At 64.4% G+C, this 18,163-nt stretch carries 15 protein-coding genes; 12 read left to right on the top strand and 3 right to left on the bottom strand.

Translation table 11 applies throughout. The annotated features are described in order from the left end of the window. Positions 1-120: 120 nt before the first annotated feature. Positions 121-1,683 (bottom strand): amino acid permease, encoded by a 1,563-nt coding sequence (locus ACZ1JC_RS20255; protein WP_465138455.1) that lies wholly within the window; start codon positions 1,681-1,683, stop codon positions 121-123. 181 nt (positions 1,684-1,864) lie between these two features. Between ACZ1JC_RS20255 and panB the strand changes: the two genes are divergently transcribed. From panB to ACZ1JC_RS20270, 3 genes are read left to right on the top strand one after another with little or no spacing between them, the layout of a single operon-like run. Further along, positions 1,865-2,734, top strand: coding sequence for a 3-methyl-2-oxobutanoate hydroxymethyltransferase (gene panB / locus ACZ1JC_RS20260; RefSeq protein WP_465138454.1), 870 nt, complete (start codon positions 1,865-1,867; stop codon positions 2,732-2,734). A 5-nt stretch (positions 2,735-2,739) separates the two neighbouring features. Beyond that, positions 2,740-3,195: a GNAT family N-acetyltransferase gene (locus ACZ1JC_RS20265; protein ID WP_465138453.1), complete on the top strand. Its 456-nt coding sequence runs from the start codon at positions 2,740-2,742 to the stop codon at positions 3,193-3,195. A gap of 42 nt (positions 3,196-3,237) precedes the next feature. Further along, positions 3,238-4,914, top strand: a complete 1,677-nt coding sequence (locus ACZ1JC_RS20270) for a M28 family metallopeptidase (RefSeq protein ID WP_465138452.1) — start codon at positions 3,238-3,240, stop codon at positions 4,912-4,914. 14 nt (positions 4,915-4,928) lie between these two features. Here ACZ1JC_RS20270 and ACZ1JC_RS20275 read toward each other — a convergent pair whose 3' ends face one another. Beyond that, positions 4,929-6,452 carry an ABC1 kinase family protein gene (locus ACZ1JC_RS20275; RefSeq protein WP_465138451.1) on the bottom strand — a complete coding sequence of 508 codons (1,524 nt, stop codon included), beginning with the start codon at positions 6,450-6,452 and terminating at the stop codon, positions 4,929-4,931. Between the two features lie 117 nt (positions 6,453-6,569). Between ACZ1JC_RS20275 and ACZ1JC_RS20280 the strand changes: the two genes are divergently transcribed. Continuing rightward, entirely contained in the window at positions 6,570-7,154 is a 585-nt protein-coding gene (locus ACZ1JC_RS20280; RefSeq protein WP_465138450.1) for a septal ring lytic transglycosylase RlpA family protein, read from the top strand. A gap of 3 nt (positions 7,155-7,157) precedes the next feature. Here ACZ1JC_RS20280 and ACZ1JC_RS20285 read toward each other — a convergent pair whose 3' ends face one another. Continuing rightward, complete coding sequence (locus ACZ1JC_RS20285; RefSeq protein ID WP_465138449.1) at positions 7,158-7,607, bottom strand: globin domain-containing protein; 450 nt, start codon at positions 7,605-7,607, stop codon at positions 7,158-7,160. A gap of 92 nt (positions 7,608-7,699) precedes the next feature. Between ACZ1JC_RS20285 and ACZ1JC_RS20290 the strand changes: the two genes are divergently transcribed. From ACZ1JC_RS20290 to ACZ1JC_RS20325, 8 genes are all read left to right on the top strand, one after another. Continuing rightward, the gene (locus ACZ1JC_RS20290) at positions 7,700-8,119 is read left to right on the top strand and encodes an Rrf2 family transcriptional regulator (protein ID WP_465138448.1); all 420 of its coding nucleotides are present in this window, start codon (positions 7,700-7,702) and stop codon (positions 8,117-8,119) included. Positions 8,120-8,194: 75 nt separating this feature from the next. Beyond that, positions 8,195-8,356 carry a hypothetical protein gene (locus ACZ1JC_RS20295; RefSeq protein WP_465138447.1) on the top strand — a complete coding sequence of 54 codons (162 nt, stop codon included), beginning with the start codon at positions 8,195-8,197 and terminating at the stop codon, positions 8,354-8,356. A gap of 315 nt (positions 8,357-8,671) precedes the next feature. After that, positions 8,672-10,834, top strand: coding sequence for a M3 family metallopeptidase (locus ACZ1JC_RS20300; protein WP_465138446.1), 2,163 nt, complete (start codon positions 8,672-8,674; stop codon positions 10,832-10,834). Between the two features lie 353 nt (positions 10,835-11,187). After that, entirely contained in the window at positions 11,188-12,156 is a 969-nt protein-coding gene (locus ACZ1JC_RS20305) for a cell wall hydrolase (protein WP_465138445.1), read from the top strand. A gap of 112 nt (positions 12,157-12,268) precedes the next feature. Beyond that, positions 12,269-12,619, top strand: a complete 351-nt coding sequence (locus ACZ1JC_RS20310; protein WP_465138444.1) for a hypothetical protein — start codon at positions 12,269-12,271, stop codon at positions 12,617-12,619. A gap of 468 nt (positions 12,620-13,087) precedes the next feature. Continuing rightward, entirely contained in the window at positions 13,088-14,050 is a 963-nt protein-coding gene (gene mdh, locus ACZ1JC_RS20315; protein ID WP_395332903.1) for a malate dehydrogenase, read from the top strand. A 177-nt stretch (positions 14,051-14,227) separates the two neighbouring features. Beyond that, positions 14,228-15,118 carry a succinate--CoA ligase subunit alpha gene (gene sucD / locus ACZ1JC_RS20320; RefSeq protein ID WP_465138443.1) on the top strand — a complete coding sequence of 297 codons (891 nt, stop codon included), beginning with the start codon at positions 14,228-14,230 and terminating at the stop codon, positions 15,116-15,118. Positions 15,119-15,292: 174 nt separating this feature from the next. Further along, positions 15,293-18,157, top strand: a complete 2,865-nt coding sequence (locus ACZ1JC_RS20325; protein WP_465138530.1) for a 2-oxoglutarate dehydrogenase E1 component — start codon at positions 15,293-15,295, stop codon at positions 18,155-18,157. Positions 18,158-18,163 lie beyond the last annotated feature (6 nt).

Here is an 18,163-nt window from a genome sequence, read left to right on the forward strand (position 1 = left end):
GATCGTGCTGTGGGTAAATTCTTGATAGCTTGTGGAGCTTAAGGAGCCGTTCAAATCCCGCATAAGAAAAAAGGGGGCCGCACAGCCCCCTTTTTCCGTTTTTGCCATGCGTGGCCTGGCTTACACCGGCGGAACCGGCTGCGGCGGCGCATCGGCGTCAACCTCGTGAACGTCCACGATACCCTGGCCGATGTGGCTCTTGCGGTAGCCATAGGCGAAGTAGACGATCAGGCCGATGCCACCCCACACGGGGAGCACCATCATCGCTTCGAACGGCAGGTTGAAGAACAGGATCACGCAGCCCAGGATCGCGATCGGCGCGACCAGCCACACCAGCGGCGTGCGGAACGGGCGGTGACGCTTCGGATCGCGCACGCGCAGGATCAGCACCGCGATCGACACCATCAGGAACGCGAACAGCGTGCCCGAGTTGGAGATGTCGGCCAGCTGGCCGACCGGCAGCAGCGCCGCGGCAATAGCCACGAACACGCCGGTGATGATCGTCACGATGTGCGGCGTCTTCCACTTGGGGTGGACGGTCGCCAGCTTCTCGGGAAGCAGACCGTCGCGCGCCATCACGAAGAAGATGCGGGTCTGGCCATAGAGCATCATCAGGATAACCGACGGCAGCGCAAGGTTTGCGGCAAGGCCGATAAGGTCACCCGCAACCGTGTAATTGATCGAGCGCAGAACGTGGGCCAGCGCCTCGTTCGAGCACACCAGCGGCACCTGGTCCTGCTTGGCAAGCGCGGCGCACTGGGCGGCGAATTCGGCCGAACCCGGCTGCACACCAAGAGCGGTGGGCTGCGCGCCCACTGCGCCGATGGCGCCGCCTGCGACCAGCAGATAGAACACGGTGCACAGCGCAAGGCTACCGATCAGGCCGATCGGCACGTTGCGCTGGGGGTTCTTGGTTTCCTCAGCCGCGGTGGAAACCGCGTCGAAGCCCACATAGGCGAAGAAGATCGACGCCGCCGCGCCCACGATGCCAAGGCCGCTGCTGCCTGCCGGGCCGAACCAGCCGTTGGGTGCGAAAGGCGCGAAGTGTTCGCCCTTCATCATCGGCAGGGTGAAAATGATGAACATGGTCAGCGCGCTAACCTTGATGGCGACAAGGACGGCGTTGAAAGTGGCGCTTTCCTTGGTGCCGATCACCAGCAGCGCCGTCACCGCCAGCGCCACGAAGATGGCGGGGACGTTGATGATGCCGTGGCTGAAATCGACGCCCGAAAGCGACCATGCCGGGCCTGAGGATAGTAAGGCGGGTAACTCGAACCCCGTCAGACTTTTCAAGAGGCCCATGAAGTAGCCCGACCAGCCGACCGAAACGGCCGAGGCGGCAACCGCATATTCCAGGATCAGCGCCCAGCCGACCATCCAGGCCAGAAGTTCGCCGACGACGGCGTAGCTGTAGGTATAGGCGGAGCCCGAAACCGGCACCATCGAGGCCAGTTCCGAATAGCAGAGCGCCGCGACCGCGCAGATGGCGCCGGCAATCACGAAGCTCCACATCATGCCGGGGCCAGCTTTCTGGGCCGCGGCGGCGGTGAGAACGAAAATGCCGGTGCCGATAATTGCGCCGACGCCGAGCAGCGTCAGTTGCACAGGCCCCAACGTCCTGTGGAGAGATTTCTTTTCCGCGGTCGCCAGAATGGCGTCCAGCGGTTTTACGCGTCCGAACATTATTGGACCCCCGAGTTCTTGTATGACGGCGACGCTAGCGTGCTGCGGCCGTATCGCAAGCGTTAAGGCGGTTGGTTCCCCATATTACTGCATCCTGTCGACGTGGGCCGACCGATGTGCCGGCGCATGTATCGCGGTTCCGGGGTTTTCGCACGGGACCGGGGCGGCTAGAAGGCCGGTCATGTCCACGACCTTCCAGCTCGATACCGCGACCAGCCGCGCCAATCCCACCCCGGCGCCGATGAAGCGCCTGACGGTTCCCGCCATCCAGCGCCGCAAGGCCGGCGGCATCACCGCCGATCCGCTGGTCATGCTGACCGCCTACACCGCCCGCCAAGCGCAAATCCTCGACGAGCATTGCGATATGCTGCTGGTCGGAGATTCGCTGGCACAGGTGATCTACGGCCTGCCTTCCACCCTGCCCGTCACGCTCGACATGATGATTGCGCATGGCGCCGCCGTCGTGCGCGGCAGCTATCATTCGCTTGTCGTCGTCGACATGCCGTTCGGCTCTTACGAAGGGAGCCCGCAGCAGGCTTTCGCTTCGGCTGCGCGCATCATGGCCGAGACGGGCTGCGCGGCGGTGAAGCTGGAAGGCGGCGTCGCCATGGCGGAAACGATCGCATTCCTTACCAGCCGGGGCATTCCGGTGATGGCGCATATTGGCCTCACGCCGCAGGCCGTAAATGCGCTGGGCGGCTATGGCGCGCGCGGCCGCAGCCAGGAAGAACATGCCAAGATCGTGTCCGACGGCAAAGCCGTGGCCGAGGCCGGCGCGTTCTCCGTGGTGGTGGAAGGCGTGCTGGAACCCATCGCCATCTCGCTTACCCATAGCCTTGAAATCCCCGTGATCGGCATCGGCGCCTCCGCACAGTGTGATGGGCAGGTGCTGGTCGCCGAGGACATGCTGGGCATGTTCGACCGCGTACCCCGTTTCGTGAAGCGCTATGCCGACATGGCTACGCTGGTTTCCGAAGCTGCCGCCAAATACGCCGAAGAAGTTCGCGCGCGCGCCTTCCCGGGCCCGGAACAGACCTATCAGCCGAAGTGACGGGTTTGGAATTACGGGTCGACGACCCGGCCGCACCTTACGTTGCCGACTTGCTCACCCATCACCTTGCCGAACTGGCCTCGGTGATGGGCGAACAGGCCTTCGCACTCGACGCCAGCGGCCTGTCCGAACCGGAAGTCACCTTCTGGACCGCGTGGCGCGACGAGAAGCTGGCGGGATTCGCGGCGCTCAAGCTGTTGAGCGATGACGCCGGCGAGGTGAAATCGATGCGCGCGGCGCCCGAGGCGCGGGGCACCGGCGTCGGCCGCGCGCTGATCGACCACGTCGTTGCGGAGGCACGCAACCGAGGGCTGCAGCGGCTCTATCTTGAGACCGGCACCGCACCGCTTCACCAACCTGCCATCGACCTCTACCGCAAAAGCGGCTTCATCTCCTGCCCGCCCTTCGCGGACTACGAATCGAGCCCGCACAATCAGTTCATGGTGCTGGACTTGCGTTAAGCGCCCTTGCCTCCCCTGCCTCCGCGCCTAAAAGCGGGTGCCATGAAAATATCCCCCCTTCTGGCGCCCCCCGCCATGGCCATTGCAGCGCTGCTCGCATCCGTGTCCCACCCTGCCATCGCGAAGGAAGCGATCGATCCCGACCGGATGGTCGCCGATGTGAAGACACTCGCCTCCGACACTTTCGAAGGCCGCGCGCCGGGCACCGTGGGCGAAGAGCGCACGATCGGCTATCTGATCGCACGTTTCCAGGACATTGGCCTCCAGCCAGCAGGACCTGACGGGCAATGGGTGCAGAAGGTGCCGCTGCTGCACACCAAGCTGGGCACGCCTAAAACGCTGGCGTTCGGCGGCCCCAAGGGCACGATGCCCGTCACGGTGGCCAAGGACATCTATATCTCCACCATCCGCCCGGACGACAGCGCGCGTATCGCCGGGGCTCCGGTGGTCTTCGTCGGCTACGGCGTAAACGCGCCCGAACGCGGCTGGGACGACTTCAAGGGTATGGGCCTCAAGGGCAAGGTCGTCGTCTTCCTCATCAACGACCCGGATTTCTACGCAAAGAAGGGCGAGCCGGCCGCAGGCAAGTTCGGCGACCGGACGATGACCTACTACGGCCGCTGGACCTACAAGTTCGAGGAAGCCGCACGCCAGGGCGCCATCGGCGCGCTGATCGTCCATGACACTGCCGGTGCCGGCTATGGCTGGAACGTCGTCACCAGCCCGGGCGGCGAGAATTACGACATCGTGCGCCAGCCGGACCACCTCACCAGCCTTGCTCTTCAGGGCTGGCTGTCAGGCGATGCGGCCACGCGGCTGTTCACCTCGGCCGGGCTGGACCTTGCCAAGCTGTCGGTCGCCGCGCGCAGCCCGAACTTCAAGCCCGTGGAACTCAAGGGCGTGACCTTCGATGCCGACGTGCCGGTGAACCACGAAGAAGTCATGAGCCACAACGTGCTGGCACAGATTCCCGGCACCACACGCAAGGACGAAGTGGTGATGTTCGGCGCCCACTGGGACGCCTATGGCAAGGGTGCCCCCGATGCGCAGGGCCGCATCTACCGCGCCGGCGCCAATGACGATGGCATCGGCATCGCCGGCATTCTCGACATTGCCCGCGTCATGAAAGCGGAAGCCGCGCCGCAACGCACGGTGGTCTTCGCCGCGTGGTCGGCCGAGGAGCGCGGGCTTCTGGGCTCGGAATTCTATGCCGCCAACCCGGTGTTCCCGATGGAAAAGACTGTCGCCAATCTCACCATCGATGTGCTCCAGACGGCCGGTGCCGCAAACGACGTGACGCTGATCGGCAAGGGGCAGGACACGCTGGAGGATGACATGGCCCGCGTCGCCGCCACGCAGGGCCGCCGCGTCACGCCGGAAAGCCTGCCCGAGCGCGGGCTGTTCTACCGCGCCGATCACTTCTCCTTCGCCAAGCGCGGCGTGCCGGTCATGCTGATGATGGGCATCGCCGGCGCCTCCGACCTGAAGCAGGGCGGCATCAAGGCGGGGCAGGCGTGGATCGATGCCTATACCGGCCAGTGCTACCACCAGGCCTGCGATGCGTGGTCGCCCGACTGGAAGATGGAAGGCGCCGTGCAGGACGTGGAGCTGATCCGCACCATCGGCGAGGAACTCGCCAATTCGGCCAAGTGGCCGCAGTGGAAGCCGGGCTCCGAATTCAAGGCCGCGCGCGACAAGTCCGAGGGCGCACGCCAGTAACTCCCGCCAGCAACTCAAGTCCAGTGAACGAGCAGGTCGGCGAGCGCGTGGAACACCACCGCTCCGCCGACCAGCCACCCGGCCAACCGAATAGCCTTGGCCGTGCCCTCATCGCGGGGCGGAGGGGATGGAGCCTCCATTCGCGAAGAGGCCGCCCGCAGAAAGCGCGGCGCTTCCTCTGCAAGGCGCGAGAATTCCAGCAGTGCGGTTTCCAGCTTGTCCGGCGCGGCAAGACGCGAAAGCCGCGAGGCGACGAGCTTGCCCCGCATCCGTTCCAAGGCATCCGACAAGTCGAAATCCGGCGCGATCCCGGCAAGCACGCCGTCCATCGTCACCATGGCCTTGAAGATAAGCACAAGATCGGGCGGCAGGACCAGCCCCTCCTGCCGCAGGAGTGGAAAGAAGTCCGCTACCATAGCGTTCAGCACCAAGGCCCCGGTGCCATGCCGCGCGACAAGCCGTTCGGAAGCGCGCAGCAGCTTTTCACGCGGAACATCGCCACCTTCCGACCATGTGGCGAGCATGTCCGCCACACCGCCAGGATCGCCACTGCGCAAGGCGAGTACAAAGGTCAGAAATTCATGCTGTCGGCGCGGACTGACAAAGCCGACCGAGCCCAGATCGAGCAGCGCCAGCCCATCGCTCCCTGCGGTTTCAGGACGCAGGCATAACAGGTTGCCCGGATGCGGATCAGCATGGAACCGCCCATTGACCAGCACCATCTCCAGCACCAGTTCCGCCCCGAGCGAGGCGATACGCGACGGATCGATGCCGGCCGCTCTCAACGCGTCCGGGTCGCGCGGCGGCAACCCGTCGATATAGTCCATGACCAGCACTTGTTCGCCGGTCCACTGCCAATGGATACGCGGCACGGTAACGCGATCCAGCGAAGCAAGATCGGCCCGCAACAGATCGGCATTGCGACCCTCATTGGTGAAATCGAGTTCGTCCAGAATTTCGCGGCCAAGCTGCTCGATCATGGCGGCCGGCTTCATCCTGCGTACCGCGGTACTACGCGCTTCCGCCAGCGCGGCGAGATGCCGCATGAGCCTGAGGTCCGCCTCCATCCGCGCGCGGATCCCCGGTCGGCGGATCTTCACCACCACCTCACCGCCATCATGCAGGCGCGCACGGTGGACTTGCGCGATGGAGGCGGCCGCAAGCGGTTCGGTATCGAAACAGGCGAACGCGCTTTCCGGCGGCTCACCCAGCGCCGCCTCCACCTCACCGCGCAAATCCTCGAACGGCACACGCGGCGCGTCGCTCTGCAACTGCTCGAAAGCGGCGATCCAGGCGTCGGGCAGCAAGTCGCGCCGAGTGGCCAGGATCTGGCCCAGCTTCACGTAAGTCGGCCCTAGTGCCTCCAGTCCGCGCCGGGTGCGACTGGGCAGATCCCGCGCCTCTGTGCCAGCGCTGTCATCGCCCTCCCCGATCCCCAGCCGCACGGCCAGCGATTCCAGCCCGAAACGCGCGATCACGGCGGAGACTTCCGCCATTCGCCCCCGGTCCCGCGCGGCCACGGCTATCGACTTGAACATGCGTCACTCCTTCAGCGGTGGACAACCGGCCGAACCGGCCCGTGGTTCCGCTAATCCGCCCTTCCCCGGCGTCAGGCCGATTGGACAGTGCACCGCAAGCAACGCTAGGGATCGGGCATGAGCGGCAGTTTAACGGGGGCGCTCAAGCCCATATTTGCAATTGTACTGATTTCGGCGCTGGCAGCCTGCGGCGGCGGCACAAAGTTCCGCGCGGTCAGCGATACGCCCGTGCGCGTCGGCCCGCCCTACAAGGTGCGCGGTGTCACTTATACGCCGGCCAACCAACCAGCCTATGACGTGCTCGGCTATGCCACGTGGTACGGGCAAGAGTCCGGCAACCAGGTTGCCAATGGCGAACGCTTCCGCCCGGATTGGATCACCGCGGCGCACAAGACCCTGCCGCTGCCCAGCTATGTCGAGGTTACCTCGCTCGACACCGGCCGACGCATCCTGGTGCGCGTCAACGATCGGGGGCCCTATGGGGATAGTGCCCGCGTGATCGACCTGTCGCGCGGAGCCGCCGAGGCACTGGGCATCCGGGCCAAGGGCAAGGCTGCCGTTCGCGTCCGCATAGTGCAGCCTTCAGAAAAGGACCGCGCCGCCCTGCGCAAGGGCAAGGCGGCGGAGGAACTGCCACCGGTCACCCCTGCGGCACTGACAAACCTGCAATCCCAGTTCGAGCGCGGCGTCGGCACACGATAGGAGTCAAACCGTTTCCAGTTCGGCGTAGGCATCGGCCTCCTTGCCGATCAGAATGTCGGCGAGGAACCAGTACGCTTCCCCCCACGCGGCGAGCACTTCGTCGGTCGCGGCTTCCCCCAGAACGTCGCGGATCGCGGGAAGCAACGCTTCGGCCACCAGCGGATAATGTTCGGCCTTCACGCCCGTTTCGACATGGCGCTGCACCATGCGCGCAACCGCGCCGGTCAGGTTCTGCAACTTGTCGACGTTCTGCGCATAGCCAAGGATCGCGGCCGCGAGACGGCGGGGCTGTTCGCCCGAAGTCTGTGCGGCCTGATCGAACATGGCGCGCACATCTTCGTTCTCGAAAAGGCGCGCGTACATGCGGGTGGTGATCTCCACGCCGTGCTGCTGAAGCGCGGGGGCGGTGGCCTTGATCACGGCGACGGTAGTTTCGCTGAGGGGAGCAGCCATCTCGAATCGTCCTTAAAGATGCAAACTGAATGCATCTATACTCCCACCTGAAAAGATGTAAATACGAAGCATCATTTATCCGGAGAACGCGATTGCGCCTTACCGCGCACACCGATTACGCCCTGCGCATCCTGCTTCACGCCGCCGTCGATCCGGACCGGCTGTTCTCGATCGCGCAAGTGGCAGAGGCACACGCCATCTCGCGTAACCACGCGATGAAGGTGGTGAACCTGTTGGGCAACGCCGGGCTGCTGGAGACTGTGCGCGGGCGCGGCGGCGGCTTCCGCCTTGGGCGGCCGGCCACTGCGATCACCCTGGGCGAGGTCGTGAGACTCACGGAACCCAATCTCCAGCCCGCCGATTGCGACAATTGCCTGCTGCGGGGTGCCTGCGGCCTTACCGCTCTGTTGCGCAAGGCAATGGGCGCATTTCTGGCAGAACTCGACGCGCATACGCTGGCCGATGCGGCGAACGGAACGCGCCTTCCGCTTCCTCTTCCCGCCTTCGCCTGATAGTCCCGAAACTGGACGAAAGTCGGGAACCAACGCCGACAAGTCCGCGTTTGCCGCCTTGAGAGGAGATGGATCATGAACATCGGCGCAGAACTTCCTTACCGCCGCAGCCGCTTTGCACGCCGCACCGGATCGCTGATCTTCGATCGCCAGCTTGAAGATCGCGTGCGCCAGCACGAGGAAGGCCGGGATCACCCTATGCAGATTTGGTCGAACGGTCGCTTCCGGTCGAACTGACCGGGCCGGAATCCCCCCGCCGGCGATAGAGCCTCTTCAAGAGGCTTCCCGCGACCGTCGAGGCGCCGGGGCGCAAGCATGTTGCGCCCCGGCGTCATGATTCTTGGTGATCAGCAAAGCTGGAAACCGTGTTTGCGCAACCTGCCACGATTGGCCGCCTGTGCGCTTGCCAGTGGCGATTTTCTGCGCTTCAACCCCGGCCGTCCACCAATTGCGGCGCCCGTTCCGGCGCACCGGACGGGGCCATTCAAGCGGCTCTGCGATCCGGTTTCCGGCCCCTTATTTCCGGGTTGCCGCCGCCAGGAGAAATGACCGATGAAGACCCGGCTCATGGCCGCCGCTGCCCCGATTGTACTCGGCGCCGGCCTGCTTGGAGGCATGCCCATGACTGCATTTGCCAAGGAAGCTCCGAAGGCCGCCGCTCCGGCCTATATCGGCCCCTTCGCACAGCCCAGCACCCTGCCCTACGGCGCGCCGGACTTCTCGAAGTACAAGGATAGCGACTGGCAGCCCGCCATCGAAGCCGCCATTGCCATCAAGCGCGCCGAGATCAAGGCGATCGCCACCAACAAGGCCAAGCCGACTTTCGAGAACACGCTGGTCGCCATGGAACGCGCGGGCAGCATGTACGACCGCGTGGACAATGTGTTCAGCCAGCTGACCTCGGCCAACACCAATGACACGCTGGACGCTGCGGATACCGCGCTCAGCCCGCAGATTTCCGCGCTCAACGATGACATCTATCTCGACGATGCGCTCTTCGCCCGCGTGAAGGCCGTGCATGACAGCGCCGAGGGCAAGGCGCTGACCGGCGAAGACGCGATGCTGCTTTCGACCACGTACGAGAAGTTCGTCAATCGCGGCGCGCTGCTCTCGGCCGCGCAGAAGGTGGAGCTGAAGAAGCTCAACCTTGAGATCGCGACGCTGGAGACCAAGTTCTCGCAGACGCTGACCGCCGGCACCGCCGCGCATGCAGTCGTGTTCGACAATGCCGCCGCACTGAAGGGCATGAGCGATGCCGCCATCGCCGAAGCCGCAAAGCGGGCCACCGAACAGGGCAAGCCGGGCAAGTACCTGATCCCGCTGCTCAACTTCACGCAGCAGCCGGTGCTGACGCAGCTGACCAACCGCGACAGCCGCAAGAAGGTGTTCGAAGCCAGCATCAACCGCACCAGTTCGGGCGACCAGTACGACACCACCGGCATCGTCAGCCAGATCGCCGTGGCGCGCGCCAAGAAGGCGCAACTGCTGGGCAAGCCGGATTTCGCCACGCTCAACATGTACAACCAGATGGTCACCTCGCCCAAGCAGGCGATGGACTTCATGAAGGGCTTCGTCCCCGCTCTGCGCGCCACGCAAGACCGTGAGGCCGGCCTGCTGACCGAAGCCGCCAAGGCGGATGGCGTGACCGACGCTCTTCAGCCCTGGGACTGGAGCTACTACGCGGAGAAGGTCCGCAAGGCTAAGTTCGACCTCGACGAAGCGACTATCAAGCCGTACTTCGAAGTGTGGAACGTGCTGGAAAACGGCGTTTTCTATGCCGCCACGCAGACCTACGGCATCACCTTCAAGCGCCGCACCGACCTTTCGGGCTATCACCCGTCGATGCGCGTCTATGAAGTGTTCGACAAGGATGGCTCGTCGCTGGCGCTGTTCTACTACGATCCCTTCGCCCGCCCCAACAAGAAGGGCGGCGCATGGATGAACAACTTCGTAGACCAGTCCTACATCAACGGCACCAAGCCGGTGATCGTCAATACGCTCAACATCGATCCGCCCGCCGATGGCCAGCCCCCGCTTGCCACATGGGACAATGTGACGACGATGTTCCACGAATTCGGCCACGCGCTGCACGGCTTCTTCGCCAGCCAGAAGTACACCTCGCTCTCGGGCACCAACACCGCGCGCGACTTCGTGGAGTTCCCCAGCCAGTTCAACGAGAACTTCGCCACCGTTCCGCAGGTGCTGAACAACTTCGCCAAGCACTACCAGACCGGCGCGCCGCTGCCGGCGGGGCTGCTCGACAAGATCCAGGCTGCGGGCAAGTTCAACCAGGGCCTTGGCCTGGGCGAGACGCTGACCTCGGCCATGCTCGACATGCGCTGGCACACGCTGAGCCCCGAGCAAGCCGCACAGCCGCCGATGGCTTTCGAAGCCAAGGCGCTCGCAGAGACCGGCCTGCGCACGGACCTGATCCCGCCGCGCTACAAGACGCCGTACTTCCGCCATATCTGGGACAACGGCTACGCAGCCGGCTACTACGCCTATATCTGGACCGAAGTGCTGGCGCACGACGGCTGGGCCTGGGTGGAAAAGAATGGCGGCATGACGCGCGCGAATGGCGATCACATTCGCGCCAGCTTCCTGGGCCAAGGCCATTCCAAGGACTTCGCGCAGATGTATCGCGATTTCACCGGGCATGATCCCAGCGTGGAACCAATGCTGGAAGCACGCGGGCTGACGCAGGGCTCCAAGTAAGGGCACCACGCAAGGATAAGGGAAACGGGCAGGCGCGACCTGCCCGTTTTTCGTTGCACCGCTCATTTATTCGACCGGAATGGCGCGTTCGCCACTCCTTCATCCTTTCCGCCGATATCGTGCCGCTTCGGGACGCCACCGAGACCGCCCATGCGGAACACCGCCCGATGCGTTAGGCGCAAAAGGCGCGCCACCCTTGAACCTTGGGACTGCTTGTGATGGATATCGCCCCCATCCCTAAACTACGCGGAATGGAGCCGCTCCCGCGCGACTTCGCCGTGCGTGGCGGTTGGAGGTATCGGCGCAAGCGGGCGCAGAAGCGGTGGGCCCTGTCGATTTGCACACTGGCAGCGATGGCCCTTCCCGCCTTCGCCGAGCCGGGTACCTGGGCCCGATTTTCCATCGGCGATGCGCCGAGCGGAAACGAATCCGTGCTGCCGATGCCGTTCGAACAGAAGGGCGAAAGCTTTCCGGGGTCCGCCTATTACTACTTGAAAGCGGAACCCGCCGTTCAGACGACCACTACCGACAACGCCTTCAGCAATCCATCAGGCCCGATCGCGCGGCCGTTCCGCTTCGAAGGATCGGCGCTGGACCGCGCGCGTGCACAGCAGTGCATGACCATGGCGATCTATTACGAAGCCGCAACCGAACCAGACGCCGGGCAGCGCGCCGTGGCGCAAGTGGTGCTCAACCGCGTGGCGCATCCGGCCTATCCCAAGACGGTCTGCGGGGTCGTGTTCGAAGGATCCGAACGGCCTACCGGCTGCCAGTTCACGTTTGCCTGCGACGGATCGCTGACCCGCGCGCCGCAGCGTTTCTTCTGGGACCGCGCCGCCGCCGTCGCCCGCTCGGCGCTGGCCGGCGACGTCTATGCGCCGGTGGGCCTGGCCACGCATTATCACACGATCCAGATCAATCCCTACTGGGCACCAAGCCTTCACTACCTCACGACGATAGGCGCGCACCGGTTCTACAGCTTCAACGGCGCGGCAGGCGCCCCCGGCTCGTTCCGCTTCGCCTATCTGGGCGGCGAACCCTTGGCAGCGCCGCGTCCTCGCGATCTCTCGGCCGCGACTGCTTTGGCAGATGCCGCGCTCGATCCTGTTGCCCTGCAACGCGTCTTCGCCGCGCCTGTCGCCGCTCCCGCAGTTCGTCCGGCCACGACGAATGCCGACGGCACACCAGCACCACGCTATTCCGAAGAAGTGCGCGCGCGCGGAGGCGACAATCTTTACCGCGCGCAAAACTTGCCCGAGGCACAAGGCATTCGCTCCGAATATGCCAATTCCGGCAAATGGATAGCCGCGCCTGGCACCTGAAAAGGACGGGCTGAAGACGAAGATAACGCTCTGGCAACCATAGCCCCTCACGAAGACTTAGCGCCCAGCGTGGCAGAAAGGGCCTGCGACAACGACAAAAGGGCCCGCGACAATGACCATCCGCTTTTCCGCCGCCCGGGGCGGGACGACACCGGCGGTCATGCGCATGCGCTGTTCATGGACTCCGCTTGATGCCGTCAATGACAACGGCTCCGTACGGCGCACCTCTCCCGTGCTGCCCTCCGCTGCCAATCAGAACGGCCATGATCAACGGATGTTGACCGAGGCATTGCGCCACTTTGCCGTCTACGGCCTATCTGCCGCCCGCCGCGCCCGCTCGAATGCGGAAGCGGCACGTCTCGCCGGAGATGACAAGGCCTGCCATTGGTGGATCGCGGTATGTCGCCAGCTTGATCGCCGCATGGCGGAAGCCTTCGAAAAGCGCATTGCGCGCAGCGGTTGAGCCATCGGCGGGGCTCACACATATTCCCCTTCCATATTGCCCAGACCCACAGAGCGTTTGCTTCGGCGGCGCTCTTTACTCGTTTCCGCAGTATTGTTCGCGACCACGCGCCTTGTCGACGCGCCGACTCGCTCGCAACGTTCTTGCCAGCGTAATCCCGGTGCGGGAGAATCGCCGTGCCGCAGCCAGCTTGAGAGCTTGCGAATAGCGCGGTCGCGATTGCGCCGAATGGCTGGGTTCGCACGCGTTCCTGCGCCTAATCCCGCACTTTCACTCGACCTATTGCAATTGCGAACTATTATCATTAATTTCTGCGCCCAGCTGCCTTTTGACGGCCGTTTCCCGGTTGCATTGTCGGATTGAGGGGCGTACGGCGCCCTTCGTCAACACCGGCACCTGCCTTTAGCGGGACACAGCAGGAGCCATTTCGTCCGAAGCGCCCGCCTTGTGGGAAGGACAAGCAGCAACATGGCTCGTAAGAAGATTGCCCTTATCGGCGCCGGCAACATCGGCGGCACTCTCGCGCACCTCGCGGCACAGAAGGAACTGGGCGACATCGTCCTGTTCGACGTCGCTGAAGGCCTGCCGCAGGGCAAGGCGCTCGATCTGTCGCAGTGCGGCCCGGTCGAAGGCTTCGACGCCAAGATCACCGGCACCAACGACTATGCCGACATCGCCGGCGCAGACGTCATCATCGTCACCGCCGGTGTCGCCCGCAAGCCCGGCATGAGCCGCGACGACCTGCTCGGCATCAACCTGAAGGTGATGAAGTCGGTCGGCGAAGGCATCGCCGCCAACGCTCCCGACGCTTTCGTGATCTGCATCACCAACCCGCTCGACGCGATGGTCTGGGCGCTGCGCGAATTCTCGGGCCTGCCCCACAACAAGGTCGTCGGCATGGCTGGCGTGCTGGATTCGGCCCGCTTCTCGACCTTCCTGGCCTGGGAATTCGGCGTTTCGGTCCGCGACGTGACCTCGTTCGTGCTCGGCGGCCATGGCGACACCATGGTGCCGGTGGTCGAATACTCGACCGTCAAGGGCATCCCGGTTCCCGACCTCATCAAGATGGGCAAGTCCACGCAGGAGCGTATCGACGCCATCGTCAAGCGCACCGCCAACGGCGGCGGCGAAGTGGTCGGCCTACTCAAGACCGGCTCGGCCTTCTACGCACCGGCCGCCTCGGCGATCGCCATGGCTGAATCGTACCTGGGCGACCAGAAGCGCGTCCTGCCCTGCGCCGCGCACCTCGAAGGCCAGTATGGCGTCGACAACCTTTACGTCGGCGTGCCGGTCGTGATCGGCGCCGGCGGCGTCGAGCAGGTGATCGAGATCGAACTGAACGAGCAGGCCAAGGCCGGCCTTCAGGTTTCGATCGACGCGGTCAAGGAACTGCTGGTTGCCTGCAAGGGCATCGACAGCTCGCTCGCCTGATCTGACTGAACCGGCCCCGCCTGCCCCCGACGATGCGTTTCGATGGGGTTGGCGGGGTTTCGGCTCATCGGGTCGTTGATTTTACGACTTGGACGGTTGCACTTCGCGGAATTTGCGCCATGGCGCTTCCCAAGCCGTAACACGGCCTACCCCAGGAACAGGAATTAGGATTTCCCTATGTCCATTCTCGTCGACAAGAACACCAAGGTCATTACCCAGGGTATGACCGGCAAGACCGGCAGCTTCCACACCGAAGCCGCGCTGGCCTACGGCACCCAGATGGTTGCCGGCGTCACCCCCGGCAAGGGCGGCACCAGCCACCTTGACCTGCCCCAGTACGACACCGTTGCCGAAGCCAAGGCGGCTACCGGTGCGACTGCCTCGTGCATCTACGTTCCGCCCGCCGGCTGCGCCGACGCCATCCTCGAAGCGATCGACGCCGAGATGGAACTGATCGTTGCCATCACCGAAGGCGTTCCGGTTCTGGACATGGTCCGCGTGAAGCGCGCCCTCTCGGGCTCGAAGTCGCGCCTGATCGGTCCGAACTGCCCCGGTGTCCTGACCCCCGGCGAGTGCAAGATCGGCATCATGCCCGGCAGCATCTTCTCCAAGGGTTCGGTGGGCGTTGTTTCGCGCTCGGGCACGCTTACCTATGAAGCGGTGTTCCAGACCACCAACGCCGGCCTCGGCCAGACCACGGCCGTCGGCATCGGCGGTGACCCGGTCAACGGCACCAACTTCATCGACGTCCTGGAACTGTTCCTGGCCGACGAAGCTACCAAGTCGATCATCATGATCGGCGAAATCGGCGGCAGCGCCGAAGAAGAAGCGGCTCAGTTCCTGAAGGACGAAGCCAAGCGTGGCCGCAAGAAGCCGATGGTTGGCTTCATCGCCGGCCGCACGGCCCCTCCGGGCCGTCGCATGGGCCACGCCGGCGCGATCGTGTCGGGCGGCCAGGGCGGCGCCGAGGACAAGATCGCGGCGATGGAAGAAGCGGGCATCCGCGTCTCCCCCTCGCCCTCGCTGCTTGGCGAGACGCTGGTCGAGGTTCTCAAGGAACTGGCGTAAACCAGTTTTGCCCGTGGCGGCGGTTCGCCGCCGCCACGGGTCTATAAATAACCGGTGCGATCTGACGCCGGACGATTTGCGAAGACACGGGACCTCCCCCATTTCCCGACTTCGCGCAGACTATGCTCGGTAGCGCCGGGAATCCCCTCCCGACGCCACATGAAGGTGATTCCCATGGGCGACGAGAGTTTCGACTTCACCCCCGGCTCGGCTGACAATGGCCCCCTCGATGGCCCACAGGCCGGACCCAGCTGGCAGCGCAAGAACTGGCCCTTGGTCGGCGCCGAGTTCGAGGACGACCTTACGCAGGGCCTCGACCCCGCAGCGCTGAAGGTCCAGATCGAGAAAGCGGCCGCCAAGGGTGGTCCGAAGATCGACCAGTCCCGCATAGACGAAGCGGCGGCCGATGCCATCCGCGCCATGATGCTGATCCGCACATATCGCGTGCGCGGTCACCTGGCGGCGGAACTCGACCCGCTTGGCCTGAACCAGCGTCAGCTCCCCGCTGACCTGACCCCCGAATACCACGGCTTCGTGGGCGCTGCGCAGGACCGTCCGGTCTACGTTGGCGGCGCGCTGGGCCTTGAGTGGACGACCGTTCGCGAGATCGTGCAGATCCTGCGCGCAAACTATTGCGGCAAGGTCGGCCTCGAATACATGCACATCTCCGATGTCGAGGAACGCCGCTTCCTCCAGGAGCGCATGGAAGGCGCCGACAAGGAGATCGAGTTCACCGTCGAAGGCAAGAAGGCGATCCTTCAGGCCGTCGTCCGCGGTGAGCAGTACGAAAAGTTCCTCGGCAAGAAGTACGTCGGCACGAAGCGCTTCGGCCTCGACGGCGGCGAAGCCATGATCCCGGCGCTGGAAGCCGTGATCAAGTACGGCGGCACACTGGGCGTGAAGGAAATCGTGTACGGCATGGCCCACCGCGGCCGCCTGAACGTCCTCGCGAACGTCCTTGCCAAGCCGTACAAGGTCATCTTCCACGAATTCTCGGGCGGCACCGCCAATCCGGAAGACGTCGGCGGCTCGGGCGACGTGAAGTACCACCTCGGCACTTCTGCCGACCGTGAGTTCGACGGCATCAAGGTCCACATGAGCCTGATGCCCAACCCGTCGCACCTCGAAACCGTCGATCCGGTCGTGCTCGGCAAGGTCCGCGCCTACCAGACGATCGCCGACGATATCGGCGACGATGTCGGCCCCGGTGCAAAGCACAAGCAGGTGCTGCCGGTTCTCATCCACGGTGACGCGGCCTTCGCCGGCCAGGGCATCATCTGGGAGTGCTTCGGCCTCTCGGGCGTGAAGGGCTACAACACCGGCGGTTGCATCCACTTCATCATCAACAACCAGATCGGCTTCACGACAAGCCCGCAGTTCGCGCGCAACTCGCCGTACCCGTCGGACGTGGCGAAGGGCGTTCAGGCCCCGATCCTGCACGTCAACGGCGACGATCCGGCTGCCGTGACTTTCGCGTGCAAGCTGGCGATCGACTATCGCCAGACCTTCGGCCGCGACATCGTGATCGACATGTGGTGCTATCGCCGCTTCGGCCACAACGAAGGCGACGAGCCCGGTTTCACGCAGCCGTTGATGTACGCGCAGATCCGCCAGCACCCGCCGGTCAGCCAGATCTATGCCGAGCGTCTGAAGAAGGAAGGCGTCATCGACGACGCGTTCCTGCCGCAGACCGAAGCCGCGTTCACGCAGCATCTGGAAGAGCAGTTCGAGGCCGCCAAGACCTACAAGGCCAACCAGGCCGACTGGTTCGCCGGCCAGTGGAGCGGCTTCCACAAGCCTGCCGATCCCGAAACCGCGCGTCGCAACGTCGAAACCGGCATCGAGAACAAGCTGTTCGACAGCCTCGGCCGCGTGTTGACCACCGTTCCTGAGGACCTCACCGTCCACAAGACGCTGGCCCGCGTGATCGCCGCCAAGGACGAGATGTTCAAGTCGGGCGAAGGTTTCGACTGGGCCACGGCGGAAGCGCTCGCTTTCGGCAGCCTCGTCACCGAAGGCTACAGCGTGCGTCTGTCCGGTCAGGACTGCGAACGCGGCACCTTCTCGCAGCGTCACGCCGTCTGGGTCGACCAGAAGGACGAGCACAAGTACACCCCGATCAAGACCCTGCCCCACGGCAGCTTCGAGGTGCTGAACTCGACGCTTTCGGAATATGGCGTGCTCGGCTTCGAGTATGGCTACGCCAGCGCCGATCCGAAGACCCTGGTGCTGTGGGAAGCGCAGTTCGGCGACTTCGCCAACGGCGCGCAGATCATCATCGACCAGTACGTCGCCTCGGCCGAGTCCAAGTGGCTGCGCGCCAACGGCCTCGTCATGCTGCTGCCCCATGGCTACGAAGGCCAGGGTCCGGAGCACTCGTCGGCCCGTCTGGAACGTTACCTGCAGCTCTGCGCGCAGGACAACATCCAGGTCTGCAACATCACGACGCCCGCGAACTACTTCCACGTTCTGCGCCGTCAGATGCACCGTCCGTTCCGCAAGCCGCTGGTCATCATGACGCCGAAGTCGCTTCTGCGTCATCCGCTGGCAAAGTCGGCCGCTTCGGAATTCCTCGGTGACGGCCACTTCCGCCGCCTGCTCTCGGACCCGAACGGTGCGAGCGACGAGGCAACGAAGAAGGTCATCCTGTGCTCGGGCAAGGTCTTCTACGACATCCTCGAAGCACGTGACGCCGCCGAGATCGACGATACCCAGATCATCCGTCTTGAGCAGCTCTACCCCTTCCCGGGCGAACCGCTGACCAAGCGCCTGTCGCGCATGCCGAATCTCGAAGAGATCGTCTGGTGCCAGGAAGAACCGCAGAACAACGGTTCCTGGTTCTTCGTCGAATCGCAGATCGAAGCTGCCGCCAAGGAAGCCGGTGTCGCCCAGCCGCGTCCCCGCTACGCCGGCCGCAACGCCTCGGCCTCGCCGGCCACCGGTCTCGCCAAGCGCCACGTCGCCGAACAGGCTGCGCTGGTTGCCGATGCGCTGCACCTCTCCGTCCGTTCCGAACTCCGCCGCAAGCAGAAGGCTTGAGATAAA

The organism is Sphingomonas sp. BL-S-28 (genome assembly GCF_055521515.1).

What these genes read in the sequence shown, in the direction of transcription:
- ACZ1JC_RS20255 (WP_465138455.1), bottom strand. Translation starts at nt 1,683, where the DNA reads ATGTTCGGACGCGTAAAACCGCTGGACGCCATTCTGGCGACCGCGGAA.
- panB (WP_465138454.1), top strand. Translation starts at nt 1,865, where the DNA reads ATGTCCACGACCTTCCAGCTCGATACCGCGACCAGCCGCGCCAATCCC.
- ACZ1JC_RS20270 (WP_465138452.1), top strand. Translation starts at nt 3,238, where the DNA reads ATGAAAATATCCCCCCTTCTGGCGCCCCCCGCCATGGCCATTGCAGCG.
- ACZ1JC_RS20275 (WP_465138451.1), bottom strand. Translation starts at nt 6,452, where the DNA reads ATGTTCAAGTCGATAGCCGTGGCCGCGCGGGACCGGGGGCGAATGGCG.
- ACZ1JC_RS20280 (WP_465138450.1), top strand. Translation starts at nt 6,570, where the DNA reads ATGAGCGGCAGTTTAACGGGGGCGCTCAAGCCCATATTTGCAATTGTA.
- ACZ1JC_RS20285 (WP_465138449.1), bottom strand. Translation starts at nt 7,607, where the DNA reads ATGGCTGCTCCCCTCAGCGAAACTACCGTCGCCGTGATCAAGGCCACC.
- ACZ1JC_RS20295 (WP_465138447.1), top strand. Translation starts at nt 8,195, where the DNA reads ATGAACATCGGCGCAGAACTTCCTTACCGCCGCAGCCGCTTTGCACGC.
- ACZ1JC_RS20300 (WP_465138446.1), top strand. Translation starts at nt 8,672, where the DNA reads ATGAAGACCCGGCTCATGGCCGCCGCTGCCCCGATTGTACTCGGCGCC.
- ACZ1JC_RS20305 (WP_465138445.1), top strand. Translation starts at nt 11,188, where the DNA reads ATGGCCCTTCCCGCCTTCGCCGAGCCGGGTACCTGGGCCCGATTTTCC.
- ACZ1JC_RS20310 (WP_465138444.1), top strand. Translation starts at nt 12,269, where the DNA reads ATGACCATCCGCTTTTCCGCCGCCCGGGGCGGGACGACACCGGCGGTC.
- mdh (WP_395332903.1), top strand. Translation starts at nt 13,088, where the DNA reads ATGGCTCGTAAGAAGATTGCCCTTATCGGCGCCGGCAACATCGGCGGC.
- sucD (WP_465138443.1), top strand. Translation starts at nt 14,228, where the DNA reads ATGTCCATTCTCGTCGACAAGAACACCAAGGTCATTACCCAGGGTATG.
- ACZ1JC_RS20325 (WP_465138530.1), top strand. Translation starts at nt 15,293, where the DNA reads ATGGGCGACGAGAGTTTCGACTTCACCCCCGGCTCGGCTGACAATGGC.